This window comes from Corallococcus sp. AS-1-12, assembly GCF_020036995.1.
Classification (GTDB): domain Bacteria; phylum Myxococcota; class Myxococcia; order Myxococcales; family Myxococcaceae; genus Corallococcus.
In genome coordinates this window covers 44,921-69,475 of sequence record NZ_JAIQDD010000003.1, presented here as the reverse complement: position 1 = coordinate 69,475, position 24,555 = coordinate 44,921, and the positions used below count along the sequence as shown (strand labels likewise).

23 protein-coding genes are annotated in these 24,555 nt (G+C 72.7%); 7 read left to right on the top strand and 16 right to left on the bottom strand.

Annotated features, from left to right (window positions below; genetic code table 11):
- Positions 1-79 precede the first annotated feature (79 nt).
- Complete coding sequence (locus K8556_RS05085) at positions 80-1,570, top strand: hypothetical protein (RefSeq protein ID WP_223738885.1); 1,491 nt, start codon at positions 80-82, stop codon at positions 1,568-1,570.
- Between the two features lie 75 nt (positions 1,571-1,645).
- Here the strand turns inward: K8556_RS05085 and K8556_RS05080 are convergent, their stop codons facing one another.
- Positions 1,646-2,350 (bottom strand): hypothetical protein, encoded by a 705-nt coding sequence (locus K8556_RS05080; RefSeq protein WP_223738884.1) that lies wholly within the window; start codon positions 2,348-2,350, stop codon positions 1,646-1,648.
- A 251-nt stretch (positions 2,351-2,601) separates the two neighbouring features.
- Here K8556_RS05080 and K8556_RS05075 point away from each other — a divergent pair, with 251 nt between their 5' ends.
- Positions 2,602-3,132: a hypothetical protein gene (locus K8556_RS05075; RefSeq protein WP_223738883.1), complete on the top strand. Its 531-nt coding sequence runs from the start codon at positions 2,602-2,604 to the stop codon at positions 3,130-3,132.
- 23 nt (positions 3,133-3,155) lie between these two features.
- Here K8556_RS05075 and K8556_RS05070 read toward each other — a convergent pair whose 3' ends face one another.
- Complete coding sequence (locus K8556_RS05070; protein ID WP_223738882.1) at positions 3,156-3,758, bottom strand: 2OG-Fe(II) oxygenase; 603 nt, start codon at positions 3,756-3,758, stop codon at positions 3,156-3,158.
- Positions 3,759-3,853: 95 nt separating this feature from the next.
- Between K8556_RS05070 and K8556_RS05065 the strand changes: the two genes are divergently transcribed.
- The gene (locus tag K8556_RS05065) at positions 3,854-4,471 is read left to right on the top strand and encodes a DUF4230 domain-containing protein (RefSeq protein ID WP_223738881.1); all 618 of its coding nucleotides are present in this window, start codon (positions 3,854-3,856) and stop codon (positions 4,469-4,471) included.
- Complete coding sequence (locus tag K8556_RS05060; protein ID WP_223738880.1) at positions 4,468-4,977, top strand: O-acetyl-ADP-ribose deacetylase; 510 nt, start codon at positions 4,468-4,470, stop codon at positions 4,975-4,977. The genes K8556_RS05065 and K8556_RS05060 overlap by 4 nt, the downstream gene beginning before the upstream one ends.
- A 1-nt stretch (position 4,978) precedes the next feature.
- Here K8556_RS05060 and K8556_RS05055 read toward each other — a convergent pair whose 3' ends face one another.
- Positions 4,979-6,235 carry a tetratricopeptide repeat protein gene (locus tag K8556_RS05055; protein ID WP_223738879.1) on the bottom strand — a complete coding sequence of 419 codons (1,257 nt, stop codon included), beginning with the start codon at positions 6,233-6,235 and terminating at the stop codon, positions 4,979-4,981.
- A gap of 35 nt (positions 6,236-6,270) precedes the next feature.
- Positions 6,271-8,316: a response regulator gene (locus K8556_RS05050; protein WP_223738878.1), complete on the bottom strand. Its 2,046-nt coding sequence runs from the start codon at positions 8,314-8,316 to the stop codon at positions 6,271-6,273.
- A 174-nt stretch (positions 8,317-8,490) separates the two neighbouring features.
- Between K8556_RS05050 and K8556_RS05045 the strand changes: the two genes are divergently transcribed.
- Positions 8,491-9,276, top strand: a complete 786-nt coding sequence (locus tag K8556_RS05045; protein ID WP_223738877.1) for a DUF2270 domain-containing protein — start codon at positions 8,491-8,493, stop codon at positions 9,274-9,276.
- Between the two features lies 1 nt (position 9,277).
- On the opposite strand, the gene K8556_RS05040 is transcribed toward K8556_RS05045, so the two are convergent.
- The gene (locus K8556_RS05040; RefSeq protein ID WP_223738876.1) at positions 9,278-11,194 is read right to left on the bottom strand and encodes a HEAT repeat domain-containing protein; all 1,917 of its coding nucleotides are present in this window, start codon (positions 11,192-11,194) and stop codon (positions 9,278-9,280) included.
- A gap of 88 nt (positions 11,195-11,282) precedes the next feature.
- Positions 11,283-13,466 carry a hypothetical protein gene (locus K8556_RS05035; protein ID WP_223738875.1) on the bottom strand — a complete coding sequence of 728 codons (2,184 nt, stop codon included), beginning with the start codon at positions 13,464-13,466 and terminating at the stop codon, positions 11,283-11,285.
- A gap of 389 nt (positions 13,467-13,855) precedes the next feature.
- Here K8556_RS05035 and K8556_RS05030 point away from each other — a divergent pair, with 389 nt between their 5' ends.
- On the top strand, positions 13,856-14,863 hold the full coding sequence (locus K8556_RS05030; RefSeq protein WP_014399738.1) for an isocitrate/isopropylmalate dehydrogenase family protein: 1,008 nt from the start codon (positions 13,856-13,858) through the stop codon (positions 14,861-14,863).
- Positions 14,864-14,942: 79 nt separating this feature from the next.
- Here the strand turns inward: K8556_RS05030 and K8556_RS05025 are convergent, their stop codons facing one another.
- The 3 genes from K8556_RS05025 to K8556_RS05015 are packed head-to-tail and all read right to left on the bottom strand — an operon-like array spanning position 14,943 to position 17,074.
- The gene (locus K8556_RS05025; RefSeq protein ID WP_223738874.1) at positions 14,943-15,320 is read right to left on the bottom strand and encodes a translation initiation factor; all 378 of its coding nucleotides are present in this window, start codon (positions 15,318-15,320) and stop codon (positions 14,943-14,945) included.
- A gap of 27 nt (positions 15,321-15,347) precedes the next feature.
- A complete protein-coding gene (locus tag K8556_RS05020; RefSeq protein WP_223738873.1) occupies positions 15,348-16,751 on the bottom strand; it encodes a thioredoxin domain-containing protein in 1,404 nt (467 codons plus the stop codon).
- On the bottom strand, positions 16,748-17,074 hold the full coding sequence (locus K8556_RS05015) for a cupin domain-containing protein (protein WP_223738872.1): 327 nt from the start codon (positions 17,072-17,074) through the stop codon (positions 16,748-16,750). The genes K8556_RS05020 and K8556_RS05015 overlap by 4 nt, the downstream gene beginning before the upstream one ends.
- A gap of 38 nt (positions 17,075-17,112) precedes the next feature.
- Here K8556_RS05015 and K8556_RS05010 point away from each other — a divergent pair, with 38 nt between their 5' ends.
- Positions 17,113-18,189 carry a folate-binding protein YgfZ gene (locus K8556_RS05010; RefSeq protein ID WP_223738871.1) on the top strand — a complete coding sequence of 359 codons (1,077 nt, stop codon included), beginning with the start codon at positions 17,113-17,115 and terminating at the stop codon, positions 18,187-18,189.
- A 60-nt stretch (positions 18,190-18,249) separates the two neighbouring features.
- Here the strand turns inward: K8556_RS05010 and K8556_RS05005 are convergent, their stop codons facing one another.
- From K8556_RS05005 to K8556_RS04975, 7 genes are all read right to left on the bottom strand, one after another.
- Positions 18,250-19,344, bottom strand: a complete 1,095-nt coding sequence (locus K8556_RS05005) for a hypothetical protein (RefSeq protein ID WP_223738870.1) — start codon at positions 19,342-19,344, stop codon at positions 18,250-18,252.
- 136 nt (positions 19,345-19,480) lie between these two features.
- On the bottom strand, positions 19,481-20,356 hold the full coding sequence (locus K8556_RS05000) for a DoxX family membrane protein (RefSeq protein WP_223738869.1): 876 nt from the start codon (positions 20,354-20,356) through the stop codon (positions 19,481-19,483).
- Positions 20,357-20,391: 35 nt separating this feature from the next.
- The gene (locus tag K8556_RS04995; protein WP_223738868.1) at positions 20,392-22,002 is read right to left on the bottom strand and encodes a bifunctional UDP-sugar hydrolase/5'-nucleotidase; all 1,611 of its coding nucleotides are present in this window, start codon (positions 22,000-22,002) and stop codon (positions 20,392-20,394) included.
- A 96-nt stretch (positions 22,003-22,098) separates the two neighbouring features.
- Positions 22,099-22,440: a rhodanese-like domain-containing protein gene (locus K8556_RS04990; protein WP_223738867.1), complete on the bottom strand. Its 342-nt coding sequence runs from the start codon at positions 22,438-22,440 to the stop codon at positions 22,099-22,101.
- Positions 22,441-22,545: 105 nt separating this feature from the next.
- On the bottom strand, positions 22,546-22,887 hold the full coding sequence (locus K8556_RS04985) for a co-chaperone YbbN (protein WP_223738866.1): 342 nt from the start codon (positions 22,885-22,887) through the stop codon (positions 22,546-22,548).
- A 207-nt stretch (positions 22,888-23,094) separates the two neighbouring features.
- Positions 23,095-23,856 (bottom strand): anti-sigma factor, encoded by a 762-nt coding sequence (locus K8556_RS04980; protein WP_223738865.1) that lies wholly within the window; start codon positions 23,854-23,856, stop codon positions 23,095-23,097.
- The gene (locus K8556_RS04975) at positions 23,843-24,364 is read right to left on the bottom strand and encodes an RNA polymerase sigma factor (RefSeq protein ID WP_223738864.1); all 522 of its coding nucleotides are present in this window, start codon (positions 24,362-24,364) and stop codon (positions 23,843-23,845) included. Before K8556_RS04975 ends, K8556_RS04980 begins: the two co-directional genes overlap by 14 nt.
- Positions 24,365-24,555: the final 191 nt, after the last annotated feature.

Below are 24,555 nucleotides of genomic sequence, written 5' to 3'. Positions count from 1 at the left end.
CTGGGCCTCCGCGTGGAGGCTTGCATCACCGTGCGTGAGGGTGGCAAGCCTGCGCTCCCTCTTCTTCGAGACCGACCCCATGCCCCTCCCCTCCGCTCGACACACCGTGGCCCTGCTGGCGCTGGGCCTCACCGCCTGTGGCGGCAAGGACGTGCGCCCCGTCACCGACCCCTGCGTGGAGAGCACCGCCGCCGACCCGGCCAGCGGGACGTGCGCGCCCTTGCGGTTGCAGTGCGAGAAGGACCTGAGCGGCTTCAAGACGGACCGCTACGTCTGGCGCGACCGCGACTGTCACGTGCGCTCCGTGTCGCTCGTGCGCAACGACGCGGCGGACCCCGCGGGCTGGAACGGCGGCTACATCCGCCGCTACACCTACGAGGTCGCCGGCGCCGAGCGCGTCTGCGACGGCCAGAGCCCGCAGGTGCCCGGCTGGGGCATGGTGACCAGCCACCTGAAGGAGGGCCAGACGTGGGGCGCCTGGACCCAGGACGTGCGCGGCACCGGCCGCTTCGTCTTCAAGGGCGCGCACCACGCGCTGCACGAACTGAAGTGGCCCCTGTCGCTGGACGGCCGCGTGGTGCGGGTGACCGTGCAGTACCTCTTCGCCACCGGCCGCGACCACCCGCTGTACGCCATCACCCACGACGCGTCCGGCTTCCCCGCGAACCAGATTGAAGCCGACGTGCGCTCGCCCTACGGCGACCTGGCCTTCGACGGCAACGCCAACACGGACATCGCCGGCCTGGGCTGGGGCGACCGCTACCGCTTCGTCACGCTGTCCTCCCCCGTGACGATGAACACCGGCTGGGACTACCGCGAACCCAACGTCGTCCCCTACACGCGCATGTGGACCGCCGCCCCGGACGCGGAGATGGGCGCCGTGCAGACCCAGACGTGGGAGCAGAAGCCCGCGGGCGGCTACTGGCTGTATCCGGAGTGGGGCACGCGCCACGCCGAGGGCCCCATGCCCGTGGACTACAACTGGCCCTACCAGCTCAACCAGTACGAGTTGCCCGCCGTCACGAACTCCCACCGGCTCGCGTGGGGCAGCAACTTCGGCGCGGTGGGCCTCTCGCGGTACCCGCGCCTGGGTGACGACGGCGTGATGCTCTCCGGCCACCCCTACCAGAGCTACTCCGTCTTCATGGTGCTGGGCACGCACACGGCCAACCCCGTGCTGTCGCTCGCGTCGGAGGTGGAGGCCTGGCAGGGCGTGAAGCTCACCGCCTCCGAGGGCACCGTGCGCACGCGCGGGCCGGGCGGCGTGGGCCGGACCGACTCCGTCACCTACGACGTCCCCGGCTACAACCCCGTCTACGCCACGTGGGAGGCGGACGCCGCCTCCAACCGCGTGACGCTGGCGTTCGACACCTCGGGGCGCACGCTCGCGCGCCCCATGCTGGTGGTGCACGGCTACACCGCCACCACCGCGCCGAAGACGGTCACCCTGGAGGGCCAGCCGCTCGCCGCGGACACGGACTACTTCGCGTCCGTGGACGTGGAGGGCCAGGCGCTCTGGCTCACGCTCCAGCGCGACCTGAAGGGCACCGCCACCCTGAAGGTGCAGTAGCCCCTCGCGCGGGGCGGGCCCCTGGCACCCTCGCGAGTGCCCGGGGCCTCCCCTTCAGCGCTTCGCGCCGGAGCGTCAGTCCGCGTCGCCGCTGCCGCCGTAGCCCTGCGGGGCCTGCGAGCGCAGCCGCTGCCACTCGGCGCGGGCGTCCTGCTCCACGCGCTTCTGCTCGCCCAGGCGGCGCCGGGCGTCCTCCACCTCGCGCTTGGCATCCGCGACGGCGGCCAGGTAGTTCGCCTCGGACATGTCCCTGGCGCGCACGTCACCGCTGCGCTCCAGCGCCTTGTACTGGGCCAGGTTGAGCTCCGCGTCCGCCACCTTCAGCTCGGCGTCGCGCAGGTCCTTCTCCACCTTGGCGGTGTCCGTCTTGCGCTCGTGCCAGGCCACCTCGGCGTCCGCGGCGGCGCGTCCCGCCTCCGCGCCCTGGAGCTTGGACTGCGCCTGCGCGATGGGGGCCTGCTGACCGGTGGCCTGGGCGGCCTTCACCGCGGCCCGCTCCGCCTCCATGCGGCTTTCGGCGGCGTCGCCGTTGCGGCGGGCCACCTCCGTGGCGCGCTCGGCGTCGCGCACCGCCACCTCGGCGCGCGTCACGTTGTCGGCGGCCTTGGTGCGGGCCAACTGCGCGTCACGCACCTCGCCCAGTTGGTCCTCGGGGACACGCGCCATCATCGCGTCGTCCACGCGAGCCGCCTTGGAGCTGCCGCACCCGGCGGTGAACGCCATGGTCGCCCCCACCGCCAGTCCCATCACCCAATGACGCTTCGTCCTGTTCTGGAACATGCTCTCAATCCCCCGTACGAGATGACTGGGGAAGAACCTAGACACGCCCCCGTCACGCGACAGGTGCCACGGACGCCGCCGTTCCCCCTGGAATCCGCCCGCGTCCGGGCCGGCCGAGGAGCAGGCAGGCTCCGGCCCCTCACCGCTCCGCGCCGTTGCGGTCCGGCACTTTCGTCACGGGGCATGTCCCAACCCGGACGGGGTGCGTGTCTCAAGGTCGCGCGAACGACGCGCTACCAGGGAGGGACCACATGAAGCGAACCGGCTGGGGATTCGTGCTGGGGACGGGCTGCGCGATGTTGATCGCGGCCTGCGGCGCCGGCACCGAGGACGTCGAGGACCTCGAGGGCACGGAGTCCGTGAAGATGAGCATCTCGCTGGCGGGGGACGCGTGCGGCGTCACCTCGGCCGCGGCGACCGTGAGCGCGCCGGACCTTCCGCCCGCGTATCCCCAATCCCTCTCCGTGGGGAACGGCTACATCGAGAGCTACCTGAGCAACATCCCCGTCGGGCCCCGGCGCGTCGTGGAGGTGCGGGCGTACAACCGCGCGGGGCTGGAGGTGTACGCCGGCAGCACGGCCGTGGACGTGTACTCGGGCTCCGTGGCGTACGCGCAGCTCCAACTGAAGCGCAACCCGCAGAACTGCCCGGGCACCGGGACGGGCGACATCTACATCATCGGTACGCTGGAGGGCACCGGTCCGTCCTACGACGGAGGCCCGGGCCCGACCTACGATGCGGGGCCCATCTACGACGCGGGCAGCGCGTTCGACGCGGGTTAGAACGCCCGGAGGCGCCGTGGCGCTCAGATGCCCCGGCCGTAGAACCACGCGGTGAGGGCCAGGCGGGTGGCGTGGGCGGGCAGCACCTCGTGCTCCAGCCGCTCGCTCAGGAACACCACCAGGCGGTCCAGCACCGGCGCCACCTCCACGGGAGCGCCGGTGTCCTCCGGGAACAGGCGCAGCACGCCGCCGTGCTCCGGCCTCCAATCCGCGTTCGCGTACCAGATGGCGGTGAGCCGGCGGTTGGACTGGCCGGGGAACGCGTCGCGGTGGCGGGCGTAGTGGGCACCGCCGCCGGGATAGCAGGCGAGCTGCAAATCGAAGCGCCCCAGCCCCAGGTACGCGCCCACGGACACGGCCTCTCCCAGTGACTGGAAGCGGTGCCACAGGGCTTCGAGGTCGGGGGCGGCGCCGGGCAAGACCCATTCAATGTGGTCGCCGCGCACGGATGTATCGAGCGCGTGGGCCGCGCCGCGCCGGATGCCCGCGGGCTTCAGCATCCCGGCCTCCACTCGCGCGAGCGCCGCGGCCCGTGCCGCCAGCGCTCGCGCTTCGCCAAGGAAGGCATCCCGCACGAAGAATCCCTGGGAACCCAGGGCCTCCGCCTCCACGTCCGTCAGCTCCATCCTGCGTGACTCCTTCGCGAGTCCCTGTCCGGAAGCCCGCGTCCGACACGCTGCACCAGGACGCCCCCGGTGCGGAAGCGGGTAGACTTTCCCCCATGGCGAAGAACGTCACGCGAGCCCTCTCCCTCCTCGCCGCGGTCGCGCTCGGCGCGCTGGGGGCCTGGGCGCTGCTGCGCCCCACGTCTCCCCGGCTGCCGGACACGGCGGCGGTCGTGGAGCAGATGCGGGAGGTGGCCCGGCTGGAGACGCTGGACGTGTCCCTCTACAAGAAGGTCACGTTCACGCCGGAGCCGCAGGCCACGGACGCGCTGTGGAAGGACGTGCTGCTCTGGGCCAGCTACACGCTCCAGAACCCGCATGGCCGCGCCATCGTGTTCGCGGACGCGCACCTGGGGTTCGACTTCCAGCGCTTCGACGCCAGCCACCTGCGCGCCGTGGGCACGCGCGTGGACGTGCTCCTGCCGCCGCTCCAGGTCACGGTGGCCCTGCGGCCCGGGGAGACGGAAGTCATCGACTCCAACCTGGACAGCGCGCAGACGGCGCAACTGCTGGAGAAGGCGCGGCTGGCGTTCGAGCGGGAGGTGCGGCAGGACCGGCGCCTCCAGGAGAAGGCGCGTCAGTCCGCGGAGCGCTCGCTGCGGGGGCTGCTGCTCACGCTGGGCTTCCGTGAGGTGCGGTTCGTGGAGACCTTGCCGGTGGGGAGCGCGGGATGACGGAACGGCTGGAGCTGATTCAAGGAGACATCACGCGCGTCACGGCGGACGCCATCGTGAACGCGGCGAACTCCGGCCTGTCGGGTGGCGGCGGCGTGGACGGCGCCATCCACCGCGCTGCGGGGCCGGAGCTGCTCGCGGAGTGCCGCACGGTGGGCCGCTGTCCCACGGGCGAGGCGCGCATCACACGGGGCTACCGGCTGCCCGCGGCCCACGTCATCCACGCCGTGGGGCCCTCCTGGTGGGGCGGGGACCGCGACGAGGACTCGCTGCTGGCGTCGTGCTACCGCAGCACGTTCGCCCTGATGGAGCAGCACGGGCTGAGGACGGTGGCGTTCCCTGCCATCTCCACGGGCGCCTACGGCTTCCCCATCGAACGGGCCGCGCCCATCGCGCTGCGGGAGATTCGCGCGGCCCTGGCGCGGCGGCCTGAGCTGGAGCGCGTCACCGTGGTCCTCTTCAGCGAGCAGGACTTGAAGGTGTATCAGCGGGCGCTGGGCGCGTAGCTCACACGCTCCGCAACACATCCCCGTCCAGCACGAACGACCCGGGCACGCCATCCGGCGCGTGCCCCAGCGCCGCGAGCCTCCGCACCGACTCACCGTCCGACTCACGGCACAGGAGCGCCACCTCGCGCCGGCCCAGGCTCACGCGCAGGGGGCCTCCGCCCGTGGCGGCCTCCAGCCTGCGGCGCTGGGCCTTCGTGAGCAGCCGTGCGCCGTCATGCCCGTCGCCGCCCGCCACCGCCCAGATGCCGGAGAACGCCTCCGCCAGCCGCACCTCGCCCTGGTCGATGACGACGGGCCGCACGTCCGCGGGCCTGAGCTCCAGGTGGTGCCACGCCGCCGCGTCCACCGCTTCGAGCGTGAGCCCCGCTTCCTTCAGCGCGGAGGCCGGCAGGTAGCGCACGAACTCCGCGTCCTCCAGCACGTAGAAGACCTCCAGCCCCGCGGGCCCCGGACGGAACAGCGCGCCCTGGGTCCCCGCCACGAACCCTGAAGGCCGCAGCACCGGGCGCAGCGCCTCCAATGACACCCCCGTGGGCCCCACCCCCGAGGACAACCCACCCAGCCTCGACGCCAGCGCCTCCACGTGCGCGGTGAGCCCCTGCGCGCCCGGTGCCTCCTGATACGCGGCATACAGCGAGCCCACGTCCACGCGGCCCACGCCCCCCGAGGCCAGCTTCACCAGCAGGTCGCGCCCCTGACGCCGGAAGGCCACGCCCGCGCGGCCCAACGCGGCGGTGAGCGCGGCGGTGAACTCCGGACGCAGCACCTGCTCCTCGGGCGCGGGCGGCGGAGGCAGGTCCGCGGACTCCAGCTCCGCGCGCAAGAGCTTCGCCTCCGCGTCGAAGGGGTCCCGCTCCACGGCCTCCGCCACGTAGGCGCGGGCGCGCGCACCCTCGCCCTGCCGCAGCGCGAGCACGGCCAGCACCTTGAGGGCCTCCGGGTCGCCGGGGCTCAGGACCAGGGCCTCCCGCAGCTCGGCCTCCGCCTCCCGGTGCCGCTCCAATCCCAGCAACGCGCGCGCGAGCCCCAGGCGCACCTGGAGGTCCTTGGGGAAGTCCCGCCGCAGGGCCTGCATCAACGGCAGGGCTTCGCGCTCCGCGTCCGCGTTGACCAGCGCATGCGCCACGGTGAGGCGCAGCGTGGGGCCGGGCGCGCGCGCGGCCTCGTCACGCAGCGCCTCCAGCTCCGCGCCGCTGAGCACTTCACCCGCCTCCACCTTGCGGCGCAGGCGCTCCAGTTCCGCCGGGGAAATCACGCGCGGACTCTACTCCCTCCGGAGCTCCGGCCCCGTCAATGCGTCACGTCGTGCGGCCCCTGCTGCTCGGCCGTCTCCTCCTCGCCCCGGCTCTGGGAGAGGAAGTCATCCAGCGCGCCCACGTCGATGGGCTTGCGGAACACCGCATCCACCTGCGCCAGGCTCGCGCGGTTCTGCCCCCGCACGTCCATGCCGGTGACGATGGCCAGCAAGGCGTGGGGCGTGCGCCGCCGCAGCTCTCGCGCCAGCTCCCAGCCCGTCATCTCCGGCATCACCGCGTCCAGCAGCGCGGCGTCGTAGGGGCGCTTCTCCCAGATGCGCAGGGCCACGTCCGGGCTGTGCGCCACCTGCACCTCGTAGCCCTCCTCGCCCAGGACCTCGGCCATCATCCGCGCGTTGTCCAGGTCGTCGTCCACCACCAGCACGCGGCGCGCGCGCCCGGGCATGCGCGGCAGGCGTCCCGGCGCCTGCGCTGGCGGCGGCTCGGCGGACACGGGCGCCCCCGCCGCGACGTCGCGGAAGCGCGGCAGCCGCACGATGAAGTTCGCGCCCGAGCCGTCCCGCCGGTTCTCCACCGTCAGCTCTCCGCCCCAGCGCTGCACCTGCGTGCGCGCCACCGCCAGGAACAGCGAGAACTGCGGCGCCCCCGGGTCCCGGCGCAGCGGGTCGAACAGGCCCGCCAGCTCGTCCTGCGCGTAGGGCCGCCCCCCGTCCTCGATGCGCAGGTCCAGCCAGTCCTCCCCGGCGGGACGGGAGCGGACCACCAGCGTGCCGCCCTCCTCCATCCGGTCGCGCGCGGACAGCATCAGGTTGACGATGAGCTCGCGGAAGAAGCCCGCGTCCGCCTTCACGCCCCACGGGAAGCCCAGGTCCAGCTCCGTGTGCACCGGGTGCTGGCGCTGCTCCAGCTCTCCTCGCGCCAGCTCCAGCGCCTCGCGCACCGTCTGGTCCACCGGCACGTTGCCCAGGCGCTCCTCGGTGCGCTGCACGCTGAACTCCTGCAGCCGCGCCACCAGCTCGCCGATGTTGCGCACCGTCTTGTCCAGCGCCTCGACGTGCTCGGGTTTGTATTCGCGTTGCAGCAGCGTGATGCGCAGCCGCAGCACGTTGAGGAAGTTGTTGAGCGCGTGCGCGGCGCCGCTCGCCAGTTGTCCCAGCGCCTGCTGCCGGGTGCGCCGCAGGAGCTGTCCCTGGAGCCGGCGCACCTCGCCGTGCGCGTTCTCCAGGGCCTTGGTCTTCACCGCGGCCTCGGTGCGGTCGCTGAAGGTCTGGATGACGCCCGCCAGGACCTGGTCCTCCTCCCACACCGGCGTGGCGCTCATCTCCAGCGTGGCGTCCCCGCCGCCGGGGCGCTCCACCTGCATCATCACGCCGCGCACCGGCGCCTTCTCGCGCAGCGCGCGCAGGAAGGGCATGTCCTGCACCTTGAAGGGCTCCCCCGTGGGGTGCCTCGCGTTGACCTGGGTGAGCACGGGCCCCAGCGTGCTGGCGGCCCTCGCGCCCACCACCGCGCGCATGGGCACGCCCATCAGGCGGCTCACCGGCGGCGAGGCGAAGGACACCATGCCGTCCGTCTCCGCCAGCAGGATGCCCACCTCCACGTGGTTGAGCACCGACTCCATCACCGCCGCCTCGCGGAAGCGCACCTCCTCCGTCTTGAGCACGCGCGCGTAGGAGGCCTGCGCGGACGCGTCCGCCTCCCACACCAGCTCCGACACCAGCTCCGCCACGTCCGCGTGGATGACGCCCCCGTTGCGGCGCGCATAGACGTAGAGCAGCACCTCCTGGAGCGACTTGAACTCGCGGGTCAGGTCCTCCGGGTCGAAGTTCTGGTCGTACCGGAAGGCCCCGTGCGAACGCACCACCTCCGGCCACAGCCGCACCGCGTCCTCGCCCCGGTCCTCGAGCAGCCGGGCAAGCTCATCCAACAGATGGCGCAGCGGCGCGCGCAGGTCCCGGCCGGGGACCTCCACCTCGTACGTCTCCGCGCGCAGGCGCTTGGACCACAGGCGCGTGATGCGCTCGCCCTCGTCCGAGAGCAGCCCTGACAGCGCGGTGATGGCGGTATCGGAAGAAGGCACGCTCAAGGGCGCACGATGCGCACGCCCCGGGCGCCCGGCCACCCGCCCCCCGTCCCCTCCCGGTGCGGCAATGTCAGACGTTTCACAGCGACGCTCGCGTCACGGGCCCCGAGCGCCCGCCTGCCCGGCCGCCCTGGCGGCGGCGAGCGGTCGTCCCCACCTTTCCAGGCACGGATGAGCACGAAGGAGCACAGGAAGAACGACCTGGAGCAGCCAGAGGTCTCCCAGCAGGCCATGGCGCAGCTCTTCCGTGGCGAGCTCAGCCGCTCGGACACGTGGCGCACGCGGCTGGACACGACGACGAACTGGGCGCTCACCACGACGGCGGCGGTCATCTCCTTCGGCTTCGCGTCGCCGGAGAGCTCGCACGTCACGTTCCTGGTGGGCATCTGGATGGTGGTGTCCTTCCTGCTCATCGAGGCGCGGCGCTACCGCTACTACGACTTGTGGAACCGCCGCGTGCGCCTGCTGGAGGACGGCTGGTGGGCGCCGATGCTGCGGCGCGAGCCGGTGGACCCGGACGCGCTGCGGGAGCTGGCGGTGGAGATGTCCCGGCCGCAGATCCAACTGTCGCTGGTGTCCGCCATCGCGACGCGGCTCAACCGCGCGTACGGGCCCATCCTCATCGTCCTGATGGTGACCTGGTTCTTCAAGGTCTACAGCCACCCGCGACCGCCGCGCGACTTCCTGGACTTCGTGGATCGCGCGCACGTGGCCTGGATTCCAGGCCCGGTGGTGATGGCCGCGCTGCTGTTCCTCACCCTGGCGGCGGCGTACCTCTTCACCGCGTCCTTCTTCATCCGCTCGCCGCTGGGGGAGCTGCGCACCCGGCCGCGTGGACGCAGGGCCGCGCTCTGGGAGTCCTTCTACCGGCCCTACGCCATCCAGCGCCGCAGGCGCCCGCGTTCCCCGGGCGGCCGCGCCAGCACGCCGCGTCCGCCCGCCCCGTTCGAGCACTGACTCAGCCGCCGAGCTGCGCGCCCACCTGCGCCATCAGCGCCATCACCCGGGCGCGCGTGGGGGCCTGCAGGTCCGGCCGCACCGCGATGGCCTGGAGCATCTGGAACACGGGCGTGCCCCCCTCCAGGTGCTGGGCCGCGACCGCCAGCAGCGCGGGCTCCTCGCCGGGCGCCAGCCCTCCGGCGACCACCCAGGCCCGCAGGTGCTCCAGGGCGTTCGCGTCCAGGGTGCGCGTGTTCAGCGCGTCCAGCAGCGCCCGCTGCACGCCCCGGTCCTTCTCCGTCTCCAGCGCGTCCAACAGCAGCCGCGTGGCCAGCTCCTGCGGGGCGCCGCGCAGCGCATCCGCCGCCGCGGCCCGCACGTCCGGGGACTCCGCGCGCAGGTGCGGCGACGCCACGTCCACCACCCGCTCCGCCCGCGTGCCGCCCAGCGCGCGCAGCGCGTGCGCCCGCGCCTCGTCCCCCGGCGCCTGGGACACGGCGGTCTCCAGCGTCCGCACCGCGGCGCGCGCCTCCGCCGACTCCGGGGCCAGGTGAGACGACCAGACGCCCAGCGCGTACGACGTCGCCCGCTCCACCGGGACGTCGTGCTCCTCGCGGGCGCGCTCCAGCAGGCGGTGGATCATCACGCCCGTCTCCGGCTCCGGCTTCGTCAGGAACCCCGCGCGCTGCACCATCATCACGTACGCGCCCGCGTGCTCCCGGGCCTCCGGCGACTGGAGGAGCGTGCGCAGCGTGGCCTGCGCCTGCGCGTGGCCCGCGCCCACCAGCAGGTCCAGCATCAGCTCGCGCATGGCGGGCTTCGTGCCCGGCTTCAGGAACAGGCGCGCCAGCTCCTGGCAGCGCTTCGGCTCCAGCGTCAGCGCCGCGATGGCCCGCCGCGCGAACACGTCCAGCCCCGCGATGGCATCCGGGCCGCTGGCGTTCTCCAGCGTCTCCAGCAGCTCCTCCACCGTCATCCCGTCCGCCTGGCCGCGCAGCGCCGCCGTCTCCGGATCCATCTCGAAGGCAATCTGCGACGGCGTGCGCACCACCATCTTCTGTTCGTCCAGCGCCGGCAGGGGCTGCATCTCCCGCGACTGGTAGGTCAGCCGCAGGCGCAGCCGCTTGGACAGGAGCACGCGCCCGTCCGTGCCCAGCGCGTCCAGCACCTCGTCCTGGGTGATGGCGACGAGGCGCCCTTCCGCGTCGCGGTCGAAGGTCGTGAGCGAGCCCAGCTCCTGCTTCGCCACCGTCGCCGCGCCCGCCGCGCGCAGGCTCTGGTAGCGCGTCCTGCGGCGCGTCAGCCGCGAGGTGTCCCCGGGCTCGAAGGCGAACGCCGACGCCACGTCGCCCGTCTGCGTGGACTCGGTGGCGGTCCAGGACGCTTCGTCACGCAGCTCGGAGGGGAACAGCTCCGCCGCCAGCGTCTGCGCGAACTGGCGGAACAGCGGGGGCTCCGCCTCCGAGAAACGCACCGCCTGGAGCGCGCCGCGCGCATCCAGTTCCAACCACGCGCTGGCGGTGTCCGGCAGGTGGGCCTGGAGCGCCGCCGCGTCCGGCAGCAGCGCCTGTCCGGCGAGGACCGCTTCGTGCCGCGCCAGCCGGCGCAGCGTCAGGCGCAGCCGGGTGCCCGTCGCGCGCGTCTCCAACGCCTGGAGCGTCAGCTCGCCGTCCAGGTGCAGCACGCCCTCCAGCTCCTGGGCCTTCGCGTCCGGCGCCGGCATGGGCAGCGCCACGCGCGTCAGGTCATCCCAGACGAGGTGGAAGGTGTGCGCCTCGCCCACGCGCCAGCGGAACAGCGGCAGCCGGTGGGAGGACTCGGAGGCCTGCACCGTCGCGGCGGACGGAGAAGACCCGGACAGCCAGAAGGGCAACGCTCCCAGGCACACCAGGGCACCCAGGCCGGCCACGCCACGAACGAGGGTCGAGCGACGCATGAAACACTCCGCGAAGGAAAAGTCGAAGAAGGTGGGGAACCACGCCCCGGGGCCGTGGAAGGCGGCCCCGGGGGTCATGCGAGCGCGGCTAGTAGAGCTGCGCGAGCGGCAGGTAATGCTGGTCGTTGAAGAGCTGCGCGCTGGTGCCGATGCCCGGCCACGACACGATGGGAAACTCCCCCTTCAGGAAGCCCAGCTCCGCGAACAGGGAGAGCCGGCCGTCCAGGGAGCGCAGCGTGAAGTTCAGGCTGGTGCCCAGTGACAGGAACAGCGTGTTGGGGTTCGTCGGGTGCGTCGGCGAGCTCAGCGCCACGCCGATGCGGCCCTGGAGCGGCAGCTCGAAGCGCACGAGGGTCAGCGTGCCGCGGACGCCAATCTGGAGGCCCGGGATGCCGATGGCCAGCGACACGAAGCCGTTGGCGGACGCATAGGGCCCGATGTTGCCCAGCAGGTCCAGCGTGATGAGGTTGAGCGTGCAGTCACGGCCCAGGGCGCCGCCCATCGACGCGACGATGCCCACCTCCACGGACAGGCCTCCGCTCACCGTCACGGGGATGAACCACACCATGAACGTGGCGCTCCCCTTGGCCGCGTCCTTGTCCACGAAGGGCTTGCGCTCCACGAAGGTGAAGCGCGCCGGGTAGGACTGGTCGAACGTGAAGATGGGGTTGCCCAGCACGCGCGCGCTCAGCTCCACCCGGATGGCGGAGGGCTGCGTGGACGCGCGGCCCGTCAGGTAGGCGACCTCCGTGCGCGTCGGGCTGAACACGTTCGCGTAGAGCCCCAGCTCGCTGAAGATGGCGGCGTTGGTGTCGCACCAGTTGCCGTTGAACGCGGAGCCGGGCGTGGACATCTCCCAGCCCGCGCGCAGCGAATAGCCACCGCCGAAGTTGTTGTCACCCGAGTAGCCGCCCGCGGAGAAGTCCATCCCCTGGCGCTTGGTCATGGTGACCGGGTTCGTGGGCGGCTGCTGCTTCGCCGCCTGCTCCGCCAGGTACGCCGCCAGGGCCTTGACGTAGGAGCTCACCAGCTCCGGGTTGAGCGTGTAGTCCTTCAGGTCCAGGCCCTTGATCTTCAGCCGGTCCGCGTTGCGGATGAAGCTCTCCGCGCCGAAGTCGTTGCCGGTGACGGCGAGGCACTGGCGCAGGTCCGCCTCCCGGCGGGGCACCATGACCGCGTCCACCATGGCCTTGTAGCGGCGGGGGCTCCAGTCACACACCGTCGTCTTGTCGGCGACGAGGCAGCCCTCGGCGTCCGCCTTCGCCAGCGTCTCCTCCAGGGCCTTGTCCAGGTCGTAGAGACGCTCGGCGGTCTTCTCGTCCAGCTCCACGGTGCTGAAGTCGCGGCTGCGCAGCGCCTCCGCCTCGCGCTGCCAGGCGGCATAGACGGCGTTGCGCTGGTCCAGCAGGGCGGAGAAGGCCTCCTGGCGCTGCTGCGACTCGTTGAGCACGTCGTCGGCGACATTGCTCAGCGCCTTGCTCATGGACTGGTGCCACGCGTCCGAAGGCAGCACCGCCTGGCGGGCCTCGGCGTTGTTCGCCTTCCAGGCCGCCTCGGAGGTGAACTCATAGGCCTTGGTGTTCTTGGGGTACGGCCCCGGCACGAAGCGGAAGTACGCGTTCTTCTCCACGCGCGTCTTGCCGTCCCAGACAGGCGCCAGCTTCTTCCCGTCCTTGCTGTACAGCGTGCGCTCCGCGATGCCCCCGGAGCCGTAGGCCGCGGTGAACAGCGCGCGGAAGTCATCGCCGAAGCGGCCCGCGCCCTGCTCGAAGCGGCTGTAGTCGTAGTGCTTCTCGTGCACGTACTCCTGGCACGAGCGCTCCAGCACGCCGTTGGCGTCCCACTCCTGGCGCTGCTTGTCGTACGCCTGCTCCACCTTGGTGAGGTTCTTGTAGCCCTTGCGCGCCAGCACCTGGCCGCGCTGCACCTGGCCCACGATGGACTCATCCGAACCGGAGAAGAGCGTGTTGGTGACGGCGTTGGGCTGCACGGCCACCGTCTCCACGCCGCCGCCCATGCTGTCGGGCACCAGCGCGGTGCGCTTGGGCGCGGACGTGTAGCGGGCCTTCCACTCCGACTCCATCAGGCCCTGACAATAGGCGTCGTTCTCCTGGCCGCACGCGGACGCGCGGTAGTCCACGTTGGAGCACTCGGTCAGCGTGGGCTGGGGGCAGGTGGCCGCCAGCGCCTGGGGCGCCGCCAGCGACAGGGTGGACAGCATGGCCCAGCGCACGGGGCGCGGCAGCCGGACGGGGGTTCTGCGCAAGCTCATGGACAGCCTCATCGGGGTGCGCACGGGCCAGCACGGCCCGGACGCCGCGGCCCATGAGCACGATGCGTGCCGGGCCTCTTCACCCCGCGCCTCAGGGGGAAGCGCGCGAGCCGTGAGGCCCCCCAGACCACAAACGGCAAGAACCGCCGTTGCCCCGCAGGCAACGACAGACGCCGCGGCCTGGAGCCTCGATACACGTTCGGCACATGTGTCGGGCGAGCCCTTGCGCCGGGGCCCGTCCCCTGCCGTCACGCCCCGGGCGGCTCCCCCACGGTCCCCCGCCGGGCGGCCGGACGGGCCACCCGGGCTGATGGGGGCCATGCCCGGGGGTGAATTCCGGCCGCTTTCGCCCTTCCGGCCCTCCCGGATTTGTGGTGTGAACCGCCCCCATGGCGAACACGCGCACTGTGACGGTCATCAACGGCGACGGCATTGGTCCCGAGGTTTCCGCGGCCACCATCCGCGTCCTGGAAGCCCTCAAGGTCCCCCTGGAGTTCGAGTTCAAGGACGCGGGCACGGAGGTGGTGGCCAAGTTCGGCACCAACCTGCCCCACGAGACGGTGGAGGCCGTGCTGCGCAGCGGCGTGGCGCTCAAGGGTCCCACCGGCACCGTCGTGGGCGGCGGCCTGCCTTCCGCGAACGTGGGCCTGCGCAAGCGGCTGGACCTGTACTCGTCCCTGCGCCCGGTGAAGAGCGTCCCCAACGTCAAGACGCGCTACGAGAACGTCGACCTGGTGGTCGTGCGTGAGAACACCGAGGACCTCTACGCGGGCCTGGAGCACATCGTGGTGCCGGGCGTCGTGGAGGCCATCAAGGTCATCACGGAGAAGGCGTCCACGCGCATCGCCCGCTTCGCCTTCGAGTACGCGAAGAAGAACGGCCGCAAGAAGGTGTCCGCCATCCACAAGGCGAACATCATGAAGCTGTCGGACGGCCTCTTCCTGGACTGCTGCCGCAAGGTGAGCCGCGAGTTCCCGGAGGTCGCCTACGACGAGGTCATCGTCGACAACCTCTGCATGCAGTTGGTGAAGGACCCGACCCGCTTCGACGTGATGGTGCTGGAGAACCTGTACGGCGACATCGTCAGCGACCTGTGCGCGGGCCTGGTGGGCGGCCTGGGCATGGTGCCGGGCGCCAACATCGGCGAGCGCACCGCCGTCTTCGAGGCCGTGCACGGCACCGCCCCGGACATCGCGGGCAAGGGCATCGCGAACCCCACCGCGCTGATGATGTCCGCGGTCATGATGCTGGAGTGGCTGGACCTGCGGGAAGCGTCCCAGCGCATGGCCAACGCCATCCAGAAGGTCTACGGCGGCGAGTCCAAGGTGCGCACCGGCGACCTGGGCGGCAGCGCCACCACGCGCGAGTTCACCGACGCCATCATCGCCGCGCTGTAGTCCTCAACGCGCGGAAAGCGGCACCGCGACACAAGCAAAGGGGGCGGGAGGACTTCTCCTCCGCCCCCTTCGTGCTTCCTCAGCCGACGATGACCTTGCGCACGCCCCGCGCCTCCAGGAGCGCGGGCAGCCGTTCGCGCTGGTCACCCTGCAACACCAGCGCGTCCTCCTCCACCACGCCCCCGCAGCCCAGGCCGCCCTTGAGCGCCTTGAGCCAGGTGTCGAGCTGGGCGGCGGGCAGCCCCAACTGCTCCACCACCGTCACCTCCTTGCCGCCCCGGCCCTTGCGCTCCATGCGCACCACGGCGCGCGCGGGCCCCTTGGGCTCGGGCTTCTCGCGAGGCGCGGGCGGAGGAGGCCCCACCGGCAGCGCCTCCCGCTGCGCGGACAGGGCGGCGAAGGGGTTGTTGAAGGGCCCCGGCGGCGGGGCCTCGTCCTTCTTGTCGCGCTTGCCCATGGCGTCCCGTGCGCTCCTGGTGTCCCTCTACGGGTGGGCGTGGCCCTCGTGGCCGGGGGCGCCGGTGCCACGCGAGCGCGGAGGCGGCAGGGCGCTGAAGCCGGGGGCGTCCGGGTTTCCGCCCGACAGCACCAGCGCGTAGATGAGCGGCGCGGACGGGGGCACCTCACGGCCGTTCACCAGCACCAGCGGCGTGCCCTGGATGTTGAAGCGCATGGCGTATTCAACGTCCTGGCGCAGCTTCCCGATGGTCTCCGGCGCCGTCATGCACCCCTCGAGCTGCGGGCGCGCCACGGAGCCGGAGCTGGCGATCTCCATCACCTTGTCCGTGTCCAGGAAGGCCTGCGCGGCGAAGAGCTTCTCGCGCAGCTCCCAGAAGTCCTTCGCGCCCTCCAGGCACACCGTGGCCCGGGCCGCGGCGCAGCGCACGCTGAGCGCGTCCGGTCCGCGGTTGGGGATGGCCGGGTTGCACTGTCCATCCAGCGGGAACTGGCGCGCCTCCACGGACAGCGAGCCCTTGGGGGCGTGCTGCTTGATGAGGGCCAGCTCCTCCACCAGCGCCTTGCAGTGGGGGCACTTGCTGTCCGTCCACTCCAGCACCTTCACCGGCGCGTCCGCGGGGCCGTAGAGGGCGCGCGGCGGGTAGGCCGCGAGCTTCGGCGTGGCCGACCGGTACACGGCGAGCGCGTCCGACAGGAACTGGCGCTGCTGCGGATCCAGGCTGGTGATGAACTCCGGCAGCGTGGTCGGCGGCGCGGGCGGAGGCGGGGTGCTGCTGGAGCTGTCCGGCGTCCGCGTCTGGGTGGAGGCCACCGGCGGCAGGAAGGCGCCGGCCTTGGGCGCGTGCGGCGTGGCCCGGCCGGGCATCAGCATGGCCACGAAGGCCACGGCGGAGATGCCCACGGTCCACTGGAGCGTGCCGCCCCACTCGCCCGCCTGGGGCATCAGGGGGGCGGGCAGGCCGCGCCACGCCACGCCCGCGAACGCGAGCACCAGCACGTAGGTGCCCAGACACGTGGGGCACACCACGCCCACGCTCGCGCTGACGCTGGCGAAGACGGCGACGGAGACGACGCCCGCGGCCGCCAGCAGGCGCAGTCCGCTGGCCGCCGGACGCACCGAGCGGCCCGCCTTCGCCCACGCGAGGTACAGCGCGGCGAGGCCCACGGCGGACAATCCCCACACGAGCCCCAGGCCCGCGATGGGGATGCCCAGCGTGTCGTGCACGGCGCTGGCGAAGTCCGAGTTCCAGACGGTCTCGCAGTTGACGTGCTCGTTGATGCCGCAGCTCGTGGCGCCACCGGCGCGCAGCGTGAGCAGCTCCATCCATTGGTAGACGGCGAGCGCACTGGTGAGGAGGCCCAGCACCAGCAGCGCGAGTGCGCCACGGGTGGGGACGGGGGCGGCCGGGGTCGGGGCCTTCTTGCTCATGCGTGCTCCGGAGGGGGGGTCATCAGGACGAGGAGGCGGGCATTGTCCGGGCCGTCATTGACGACGCCGTGTTCGGTGCCCGCGGGGGCGAAAAGGGTGGAACCGGGGCCATGCGCCGCTTCCTCGTCACCGATGCGGAAGCGGCAGCGCCCCTCCAGCACGAGGTACACCTTGTCGGACGTGGCGTGCCGGTGGGGTTTCTGCGCCTGGCCCGGGGCCAGGCAGTACACGTCGAGGAAGAAGCGACCCGACTGGAAGACGGTGTGCTTCTGGAGCTTCTCCGTCGAGAAGCCCTGGAAGGCCGAAAGCTGCTTCACATCCATCGTGGCATCCGCTCCTGCGCCTCTATATAGCGACGGGCATGGAACCGCTGACGCTGCATTTTGTTCACGAGCGGGTGGGTGCCCGCTTCATTCCGGTGGGTGGCCGCGAGGTCGTGGCCGGGTATGGAGACGTGGGCGCGGAGTATGGCGCGGCGCGCGACGCCGTGGCACTGCACGATGCGTCCTACCGCGAAATCCTCCGGATAACGGGGGAGGATCGCGCCTCCTTCCTCCACGGCATGGTGACCCAGGAGGTGAAGAACCTCCCGGTCGGCTCGGCCGCCTATGCCGCCTTCCTCACGGTGAAGGGCGCCATGGTGGGAGACGCACGCATCCTCAAGCGGGAGGACGACCTCCTGCTGGACCTGGAGCCCGGCCTGGGCGCCAAGGTGCGGGAGTTCCTGGACAAATACCTCATCTCCGAGGACGCGGAGCTGCACGACGGCACCCCGGAGCTGGCGTGGCTGAAGCTGCTCGGCCCCCGGACGGCCCAGGTGCTGGCCGCCGTCCCGGGCGGCCCCCTGGAGCCCCCGGCGCCCCTGGCCAGCCGCAAGGCGTCCCTCGCGGGCCAGGAGGTGTGGCTGTTGGGGACGGCGCTGCCGGGCGGGCTGTCCGGCGTGGACGTGCTGGTGCCGCGCGCGGGGCTGGAGGCGGTGTGGGCGGCGCTGGTGGAGGCCGGCGGGGCGCACGGGCTGAAGCCGCTGGGGTTCGACGCGCTGGAACTCGTCCGGGTGGAGGCGGGGGTGCCGCGTTACGGGCAGGACATGGTGGACACCACCATCCCGCTGGAGGCGAACCTCACGAACGCCATCTCCTACAACAAGGGCTGCTACATCGGGCAGGAGGTCATCGCCCGGGCCACCTTCCGCGGGCACATGAACCGCAAGCTGGCGGGGCTGCTCTTGGGGGAGAAGGACGTGGCGCCCGGCACGGAGCTGCGCCGGGGTGAGAAGAAGGTGGGCTGGGTCACGAGCGTGGTGACGTCCCCGGTGAAGGGTCAGCGGGTGGCGCTGGGCTACGTGCACCGCGACTCGCTGGAGCCGGGCACGGAGCTGACGCTGGGCGAAGGCGCGGGCACGGTGACGGTGGCCGCCCTGCCCTTCACCGCCGCCTGACGCGCCCCGGCGTTCAATTCCTCTCAAAGAGAACGGCGTCCCGGCCACCCTCGCGAGGACCTAGCGCCGGTGCTGGAGGGACAGACCGAGCAGCCCCGTGGGTGCGGGGGACGCGGCGCCAGAGGTCGCGTCGCGGGGTGAAGGCCGCCAACTGCCCCCCAGCGTGGCCCGGACCGCGTGGTGGTCGACATACCAACTGAGGCCCCCCTCCAGCCGAAGGCCGCGAGCGGAGTCCTCCAGTCCCTCGCCAGCGGTCCTGGCCACCATCACCCACGGCTCCATCACGGTGGCCCCCGGGCCGGGCAGGTTGACGCCCGCGCGGACATGCGCGAGCAGCGCGCGTCCCTTTGCGGAGGCCACCTGGTGAAGCTCGGCCGAGAGCACCACCGGGCGCAGGCGCAGCAACGCGTCCACTCCCAACGAATGGGCATCACCCACCGCGTCCGTGCTGCCCTGCAGCGCGAGGGTGAGGCCCTGCCGGAGGCCCAGGTCATTCATGGGCAGGCCGAGGGCGTACGTCTCCGCCTCGGGCATCCCCAGGGTGAGGGCGGCGCGGGCCAGCAGCAGCGGCGGGCGCCCTTCTCCCTCCGGCCCGGGCCGGGCCATCACCACGCCCGCGTCGTAGCGCACGCTCCAGCCCTGCCTCAGCACCAGCCCTCCCACGTCCAACCCCGGAGCCCGCCCCGCCCCCGCTCCGGTGAGGTACTGGCGCAGGGGGCCCTGGGTGAAGGCCTTGTCGAGCGAGTCCACCACGAAGCCACTGGTGAGGCTCTCGCGGCCCAGTTGGGGACGAAACCACCCCACGCTCAGCCAGACCTGATGGGGCAGCACGGTGAAGGTAGCGCTGGCCTCATGAAGGGCGGGCGACGGCCCCCGGACCGGACCGGGCAGCAGGGTCACTCCGTCGAAGGACACCTCCACCGAGCCCCGCACCCACTCCAACCCGCGCAGGCGCACCCCCACGCGCCCCCGCCGCAGGCGCACGGTCGCTGGGTCCCCGGCCCGGAGCTGCTGGTCGAGGCGCACCTGGAGCGCCTCCTCGAGCTCCAGCCGCGGCCCCTCCTCCTTCTCGGCCTGGGCCGGCAGCGGCAGGCCGACCATGGCCAGCAGCCAGAGGGACAGCAGGGCCCGCCTGATGGGAATCGCGCTCGCCACGGGACGGAGCGCTACACCCCGTCCGGGCGGGCGCCGGGGGCATGGGACGGCGCCGCGACGAGGGGGCCGAGGACGGGCGGCAGGGTGCGGTTCAATCGAACACCTCCACTTCCAGGTCGACACGGGGGACGGGCGGCTAGAGCTCCACCGAGCGGAAGCCCTCGGCCTGCCGCTGGAGGGCCTCCACGAGGCCGTTCTCCACCACCTCCACGGAGGGTGACAGCGCGGCCGGGGCAATCCCCTTCTCCGCCAGGGTGAGCCCGCACGCGACCACCCGGATGCCGGCCTGCTTCGCCTCCACGAGCCGCGCCTCCATGGCGTCCCCCGCGAGGAGCGAGGTGATCGCGGGCCCGCACACCAGCACCTCCACCTCTCGCGCGGGAAAGCCGAGCCCCTTGAGCGACTGTTGACCGGCGGCCAGCACGGCCTTGAGCTGGGGTGGCTGCTGCACCAGGAAGAACACCCGCTCCGTGGAGCCCGCGCCGCGTCCGGCCGGGGCACCGGGGACGGCAGGCTGTCGCGCGAGCGCCGGCAGCGCCAGGGCCAGGGCCAGGACGCCCACCGCGCCCGCCACCGGGAGCCGGAGTCGGGGGCGCGAGGCCAGCCATGCATCGACGCTGACGGGGCCCGCGCCCTCCACGGCCCAGTGCAGCAGTCCGCCCAGGAGGGCCACGTTCTTGAAGAGCGGCCCCATGCCCCCGGCGGCGCCCACCTGCACGGTGAGGGTGATGGGGACCAGCACGGCGAAGAGCGCGACGGCGGCCCAGCGCGTGAGCGTCCCGGTGAGCAGGGCCACCCCGCCGAGCAGCAGCACCGCGCCGCTCAGCACGACCAGCATCCGGGGAGAGGCCAGCCCGCTGACGAGGGCGGCCCCCGGGGCCTCCGCCAGGCGCCCCACGATGGTGTCAGGAGCGAGCAGGTGCTTCGCGCCAGCGGTGAGGAAGATGAGGCTGAAGAGGCCGCGGAACGCGACCTGCGTGGCGGCACGAAGCCCGGGAGCGTGAAGGTTCATTTGAGGGTCCTTGGAAGGGTTGGGGGAGCGGGAGCTCACTGGGGGAGCTGCTGGGTGCGCAGCACCGGGGGGAGGTCCTCGCCCACCGCGCGGCCCTCCAGCGCGTCGTGCAGCCGCGGATTGCCGGCGAGGAAGCGGCGCAACGCCTCATGCGCGTCCACGTCCAGGACGCGCGGCTCCTGGACGCCGGGGATGCGGCAGACCATGTCGGGGGCATCCCCTTCCCGCTCGCAGGCCGTCACGGTGTAGAGGCGCGCGTCGTCCACGGGCTCGCCGCCGACCTCCAGGGCCAGGAGCCGCTGCCCCTTGGGCGCGCCCGCGCGGAAGCGCAGCGTCATCCCCGAGGGGCGCGGCAGCCACCCGCCGAAGCGCTTCTCCGGGTCCTTCGCGAAGACGTTCTCCAGCTCCTGCTCCCAGAAGGCTCGCAGTTGGCGGCCACTCACCTTGCCCGTCTTCAGCTTGTTGACGATGGGGAAGACGTTCCACAGGTCCGCCTCGCGCACCGGCCCGGGCAGCAGCGGCGTGCCGAAGCGGAAGCCATTGGAGAGGCCGATTTGCGTCCCGCCAGCGGCGCGGATGGCGTCGGCCAGCACGTTGTCCAGCGGGTTCTCCACCACCGCGTAGCGCGCGAGCGTCACGCCGGTGTGGCCCACCGCGGGGGCCAGCGCCGCCTCGTGCGGCGCGAGCGCGGCATCCACGAGTCGCGCCACCTCCGGGTCCTCGGGGAAGCGCGAGGCGGTCAGCTCGATGAGCTCCCAACGGCGGTCCACCACCTTCCCCGCCTCCACCCACAAGTCCAGCCGGCCGAGGAATGAGCCGAAGGCGCCGGGCTCCACCACCCAACTGCCGGCCTGCTCGATGGGCACCTCGGTGCGCTCGTGCGTGTCGCCGGACAGGTGGACGTCCACGCCGGGCACGCGGGCGGCGAGCCCCACCGCCTTGGCGAGCCCCACGTGCGTCATCAGCAGCACCACCTGGGCACCCTCGCGCTCGCGCACCTCCCGCACCAGCGCGGGCAGCGCCTCGGGGCCGTCGTAGCGCAGGCCCTGGCTGTAACCCGGGGGCTGGCGGCGCGGGACGTCCGGATCCGTGAAGCCGACGACGGCCACCTTCACGCCGCCCACCTCCTTCACCAGGTACGGCGGGAAGAGCCGCTCGCCGCTCCTCGCGTCGCGCAGGTTCGCGGCGATGAGCGGGTGCTTCAGCTCGCGGGCGCGCTGCCGCAGCACCTCGGGGCCGTACACCACCTCCCAGTTGCCGGGCACCGCACCGTCCAAGCCCAGCGCGTTCAGCGGCTCGATGAGGGCGCGGCCCTCGGTGAGCGCCGCCGCCCCCGACCCCTGGAGCGTGTCCCCCGCGTCGAGCACCAGCACGTCACCGCCGCGCTCGGCGCGGATCCGCTGGATGGCGGCGGCCACGCGGGCGAAGCCGCCGGCCTCCTCGATGCGCTCCTGCCCATCGCGCCAGAACAGCTCCGGGTGGGCGCGCAGTTGCGCGTGCAGGTCCGCCACGAAGAGGACGGTGAGCTGCTCGCGCCGGGGCGTATGGGCGCGGGCGGCCAGGGAGCCCGGCCGCGTCAGGGCACAGCCGGAGCCCAGGCCGCCCAGCGCGAACAGCGCGCCGAGCAGGGAGAACAGACGCATCATCGTGAAGCACCTTGGGTGAGGGGATCAGCGGATGGGACACGAGGCGCGCCGCGAGAAGTTCCCGCGGCGGGCCGGCGCCCCGGCCACCTCCACCCGTCACTCCCAGGCCGACATGGGGCCCAGGTTGAAGACGTCCTGGAAGCCGCGCTCCTTCAGGAAGAGCTCGGCGCGGCGGCTGCGCGCTCCACTGCGGCAGTAGACGACGAGGGGCTTCCGCGGCGAGCCGAGCTCGGCGAACCGCTGGGACAGCTCCTCCACGGGGATGTTCACCGCCCCGGGAAGGTGCCCGGCGGCGAACTCCTCCGGCGTGCGGACATCCACCAGCGTCGCACCGGCCTCCACCCGCTGGTGGGCCTCGGCTCCGGCGGAGCGAGAGTGCGAACAGGAGACGAGGAACGGACCGGCGGCCAGGACGGCGACGACGAGGACGGACTTCACGGAGCGGCTCCCATCAGGCCCGGAGGCCCGCGAGTGCCCCTGGGAAGTGGGGCACGCGCGGGGTGAGAGCCACCCCGGCGCGGAAAGGATTCTCCCCACCTGGCGTCAGGAGCCCGAGCCGCCGCCGCTCGCGGGCTGCGCGTGGGGCGCGCCCGGAAGGAGGAGCCCGGCACAGCGGATCCCCGCGATGGACTCCAGGCCCTCCCGCAGTGACGTCAGGGACTGCTCGCCCACACGGCGCGCCACCTCCTGGCCCGCGCCGTCCAGGAAGACGAACGTCGGCACGCCGCGGATGCCGTAACGAGCGGCGGCCTGCCGCCCCTCGGCGGTCCCGACATCGAGGCGAAGAACGCCGACGCCCTGTCCCGCGCAATGGTGCCCGGCCAGGGCCACCACGGGCTCCATCCGCTGGCAGACAGGACAGCCCCGGCTCACGAACTCCACCATCGTCGGGCGCCCGAGCCGGTCCAGCGCGGACGGGCCGTGGGGGGACGGGACGAAGCCCTCCTCGGGGAGCGCGCACGCCGCCTCTCCACCGGGAGGACGCAGGGCGACAGGAACGTCAGCAGGCCCGCGAGGAAGATGCCAGGGAGCCCCAGAACCATGCCCCCGAGGACACGGCCGGGAGCCTCGGAAGTTCCCGGCCTCGCGTCCTCAAGGCGCCAGGCGGGACAGGGCGTCGATGAGGACCGGCGGCTCCAGCTCGGAGACGGCGAGCGCGGCCTGCCCGCCCGCGCGCGGCGCCACGCAGATGCGCTCACCGATGGGGCCCTGCGTGCAGCGCGTGCTCGCTCCGGCGAAGCTCTCCGCCTCCCGCGCCGCGGGCGAGCCCGGTGGCGGCAGGAAGAGCGTCATCGCCGTGCCTCCTTCGTGCCGGTACAGCAGCGAGGCGGAGAGCTGTCCATGCAGCCGGCAGCGGCGGGCGCCCAGCAGCGTCGCGCCGGGCACCACCGGCACCTCCACCGCGTAGCCCACCTCCCGCGCCACCCAGGCCTTCACCGCGCCCGGGTCCGAGGACTCGAACTCGCAGGGCGTGGCGCGCGAGAAGGCCTTGAGGTGGTGCCGCTCCAGGTCCATCGCCAGCGCGTCGTTCATGCCGCTGGGCCATGACGTCCAGAGGATGCCCACCGACGCGAGCGCCGCGGCCAGGCCCGCCGCCAGCCTCCGCCTCGGGAGGGACGGCCGGGAGCCAGGGGCCAGGCGGGAGACGCGCGCCGCCAGCTCGGGCGGCACTCGCGTTGGGACGGCCCCCTCCGCCTTCAACGCCTCGCGCAGCGAGCCATAGCGGGCCGCCTCCCAGGTGCACCCCGCGCACCGGGACAGGTGGTGCTCCACGGCCTGCCGCTCATGGGCCTGGGCCTCCCCGTCGAACCACGCGGACAGGCGCTCCTGCCACTCCGGGCTACAGGCTTCCATGGGCCTTCTCCTTCTCGAGGAGGTCGAGCATCGCCAGCCGCGCCCTCGCCAGGCGCGAGCGCACGGTGCCCACCGGGCAGCCCTGCACCCGGGCGATCTCCTCGTAGCTCAGCTCTTCGACCTCTCGCAGCCACAGCGCGTCGCGCCACTCCGGCGCCAGCGCGTCCAGCGCCGCCTGCATGCCCGCGCTGAGGGTGCGCGCGTGCAGCTCCGCTTCCATGTCCGTGGAGGGCTCGGCGGGAAGCGCCTTGCCCAGCCCGCCCTCCAGCACCTCCAGGTGGGGGCGCAGGCCCCGGCGGGAGTTCAGGAACACGGTGCGCTGCACGGCGAGCAGCCAGCCCTTGAGGCGCTCCGGATCCCTCAGCTCCCCGCGCCGCTCCAGGGCGCGCGCCACCGTCTCCTGCACCAGGTCGTCCGCCTCCGCGGCGCTGCCCGTGAGCCGGCGGCCCACCCGCCGGAGGGCGGGCAGGTGCACCAGGGCACGTTCGATGAAGGACCGGCTGCTCACGTTGCTCCAGGACACGGTGAGGGCCGCGAAAAGTTCCCGACGGCGATGAAGCGGGCGACGCGCCTATCCAAGCGAGGAAGGGAGGAGGCGATGACGGCGCGTGAGAACCAGATTCGGAGGGAAGGGATTCAGCAGGGGGGAAGGTCCTGAATCCTTCCGCCCGCCCCCTGGCTCTCATGGACAGGAGGCTA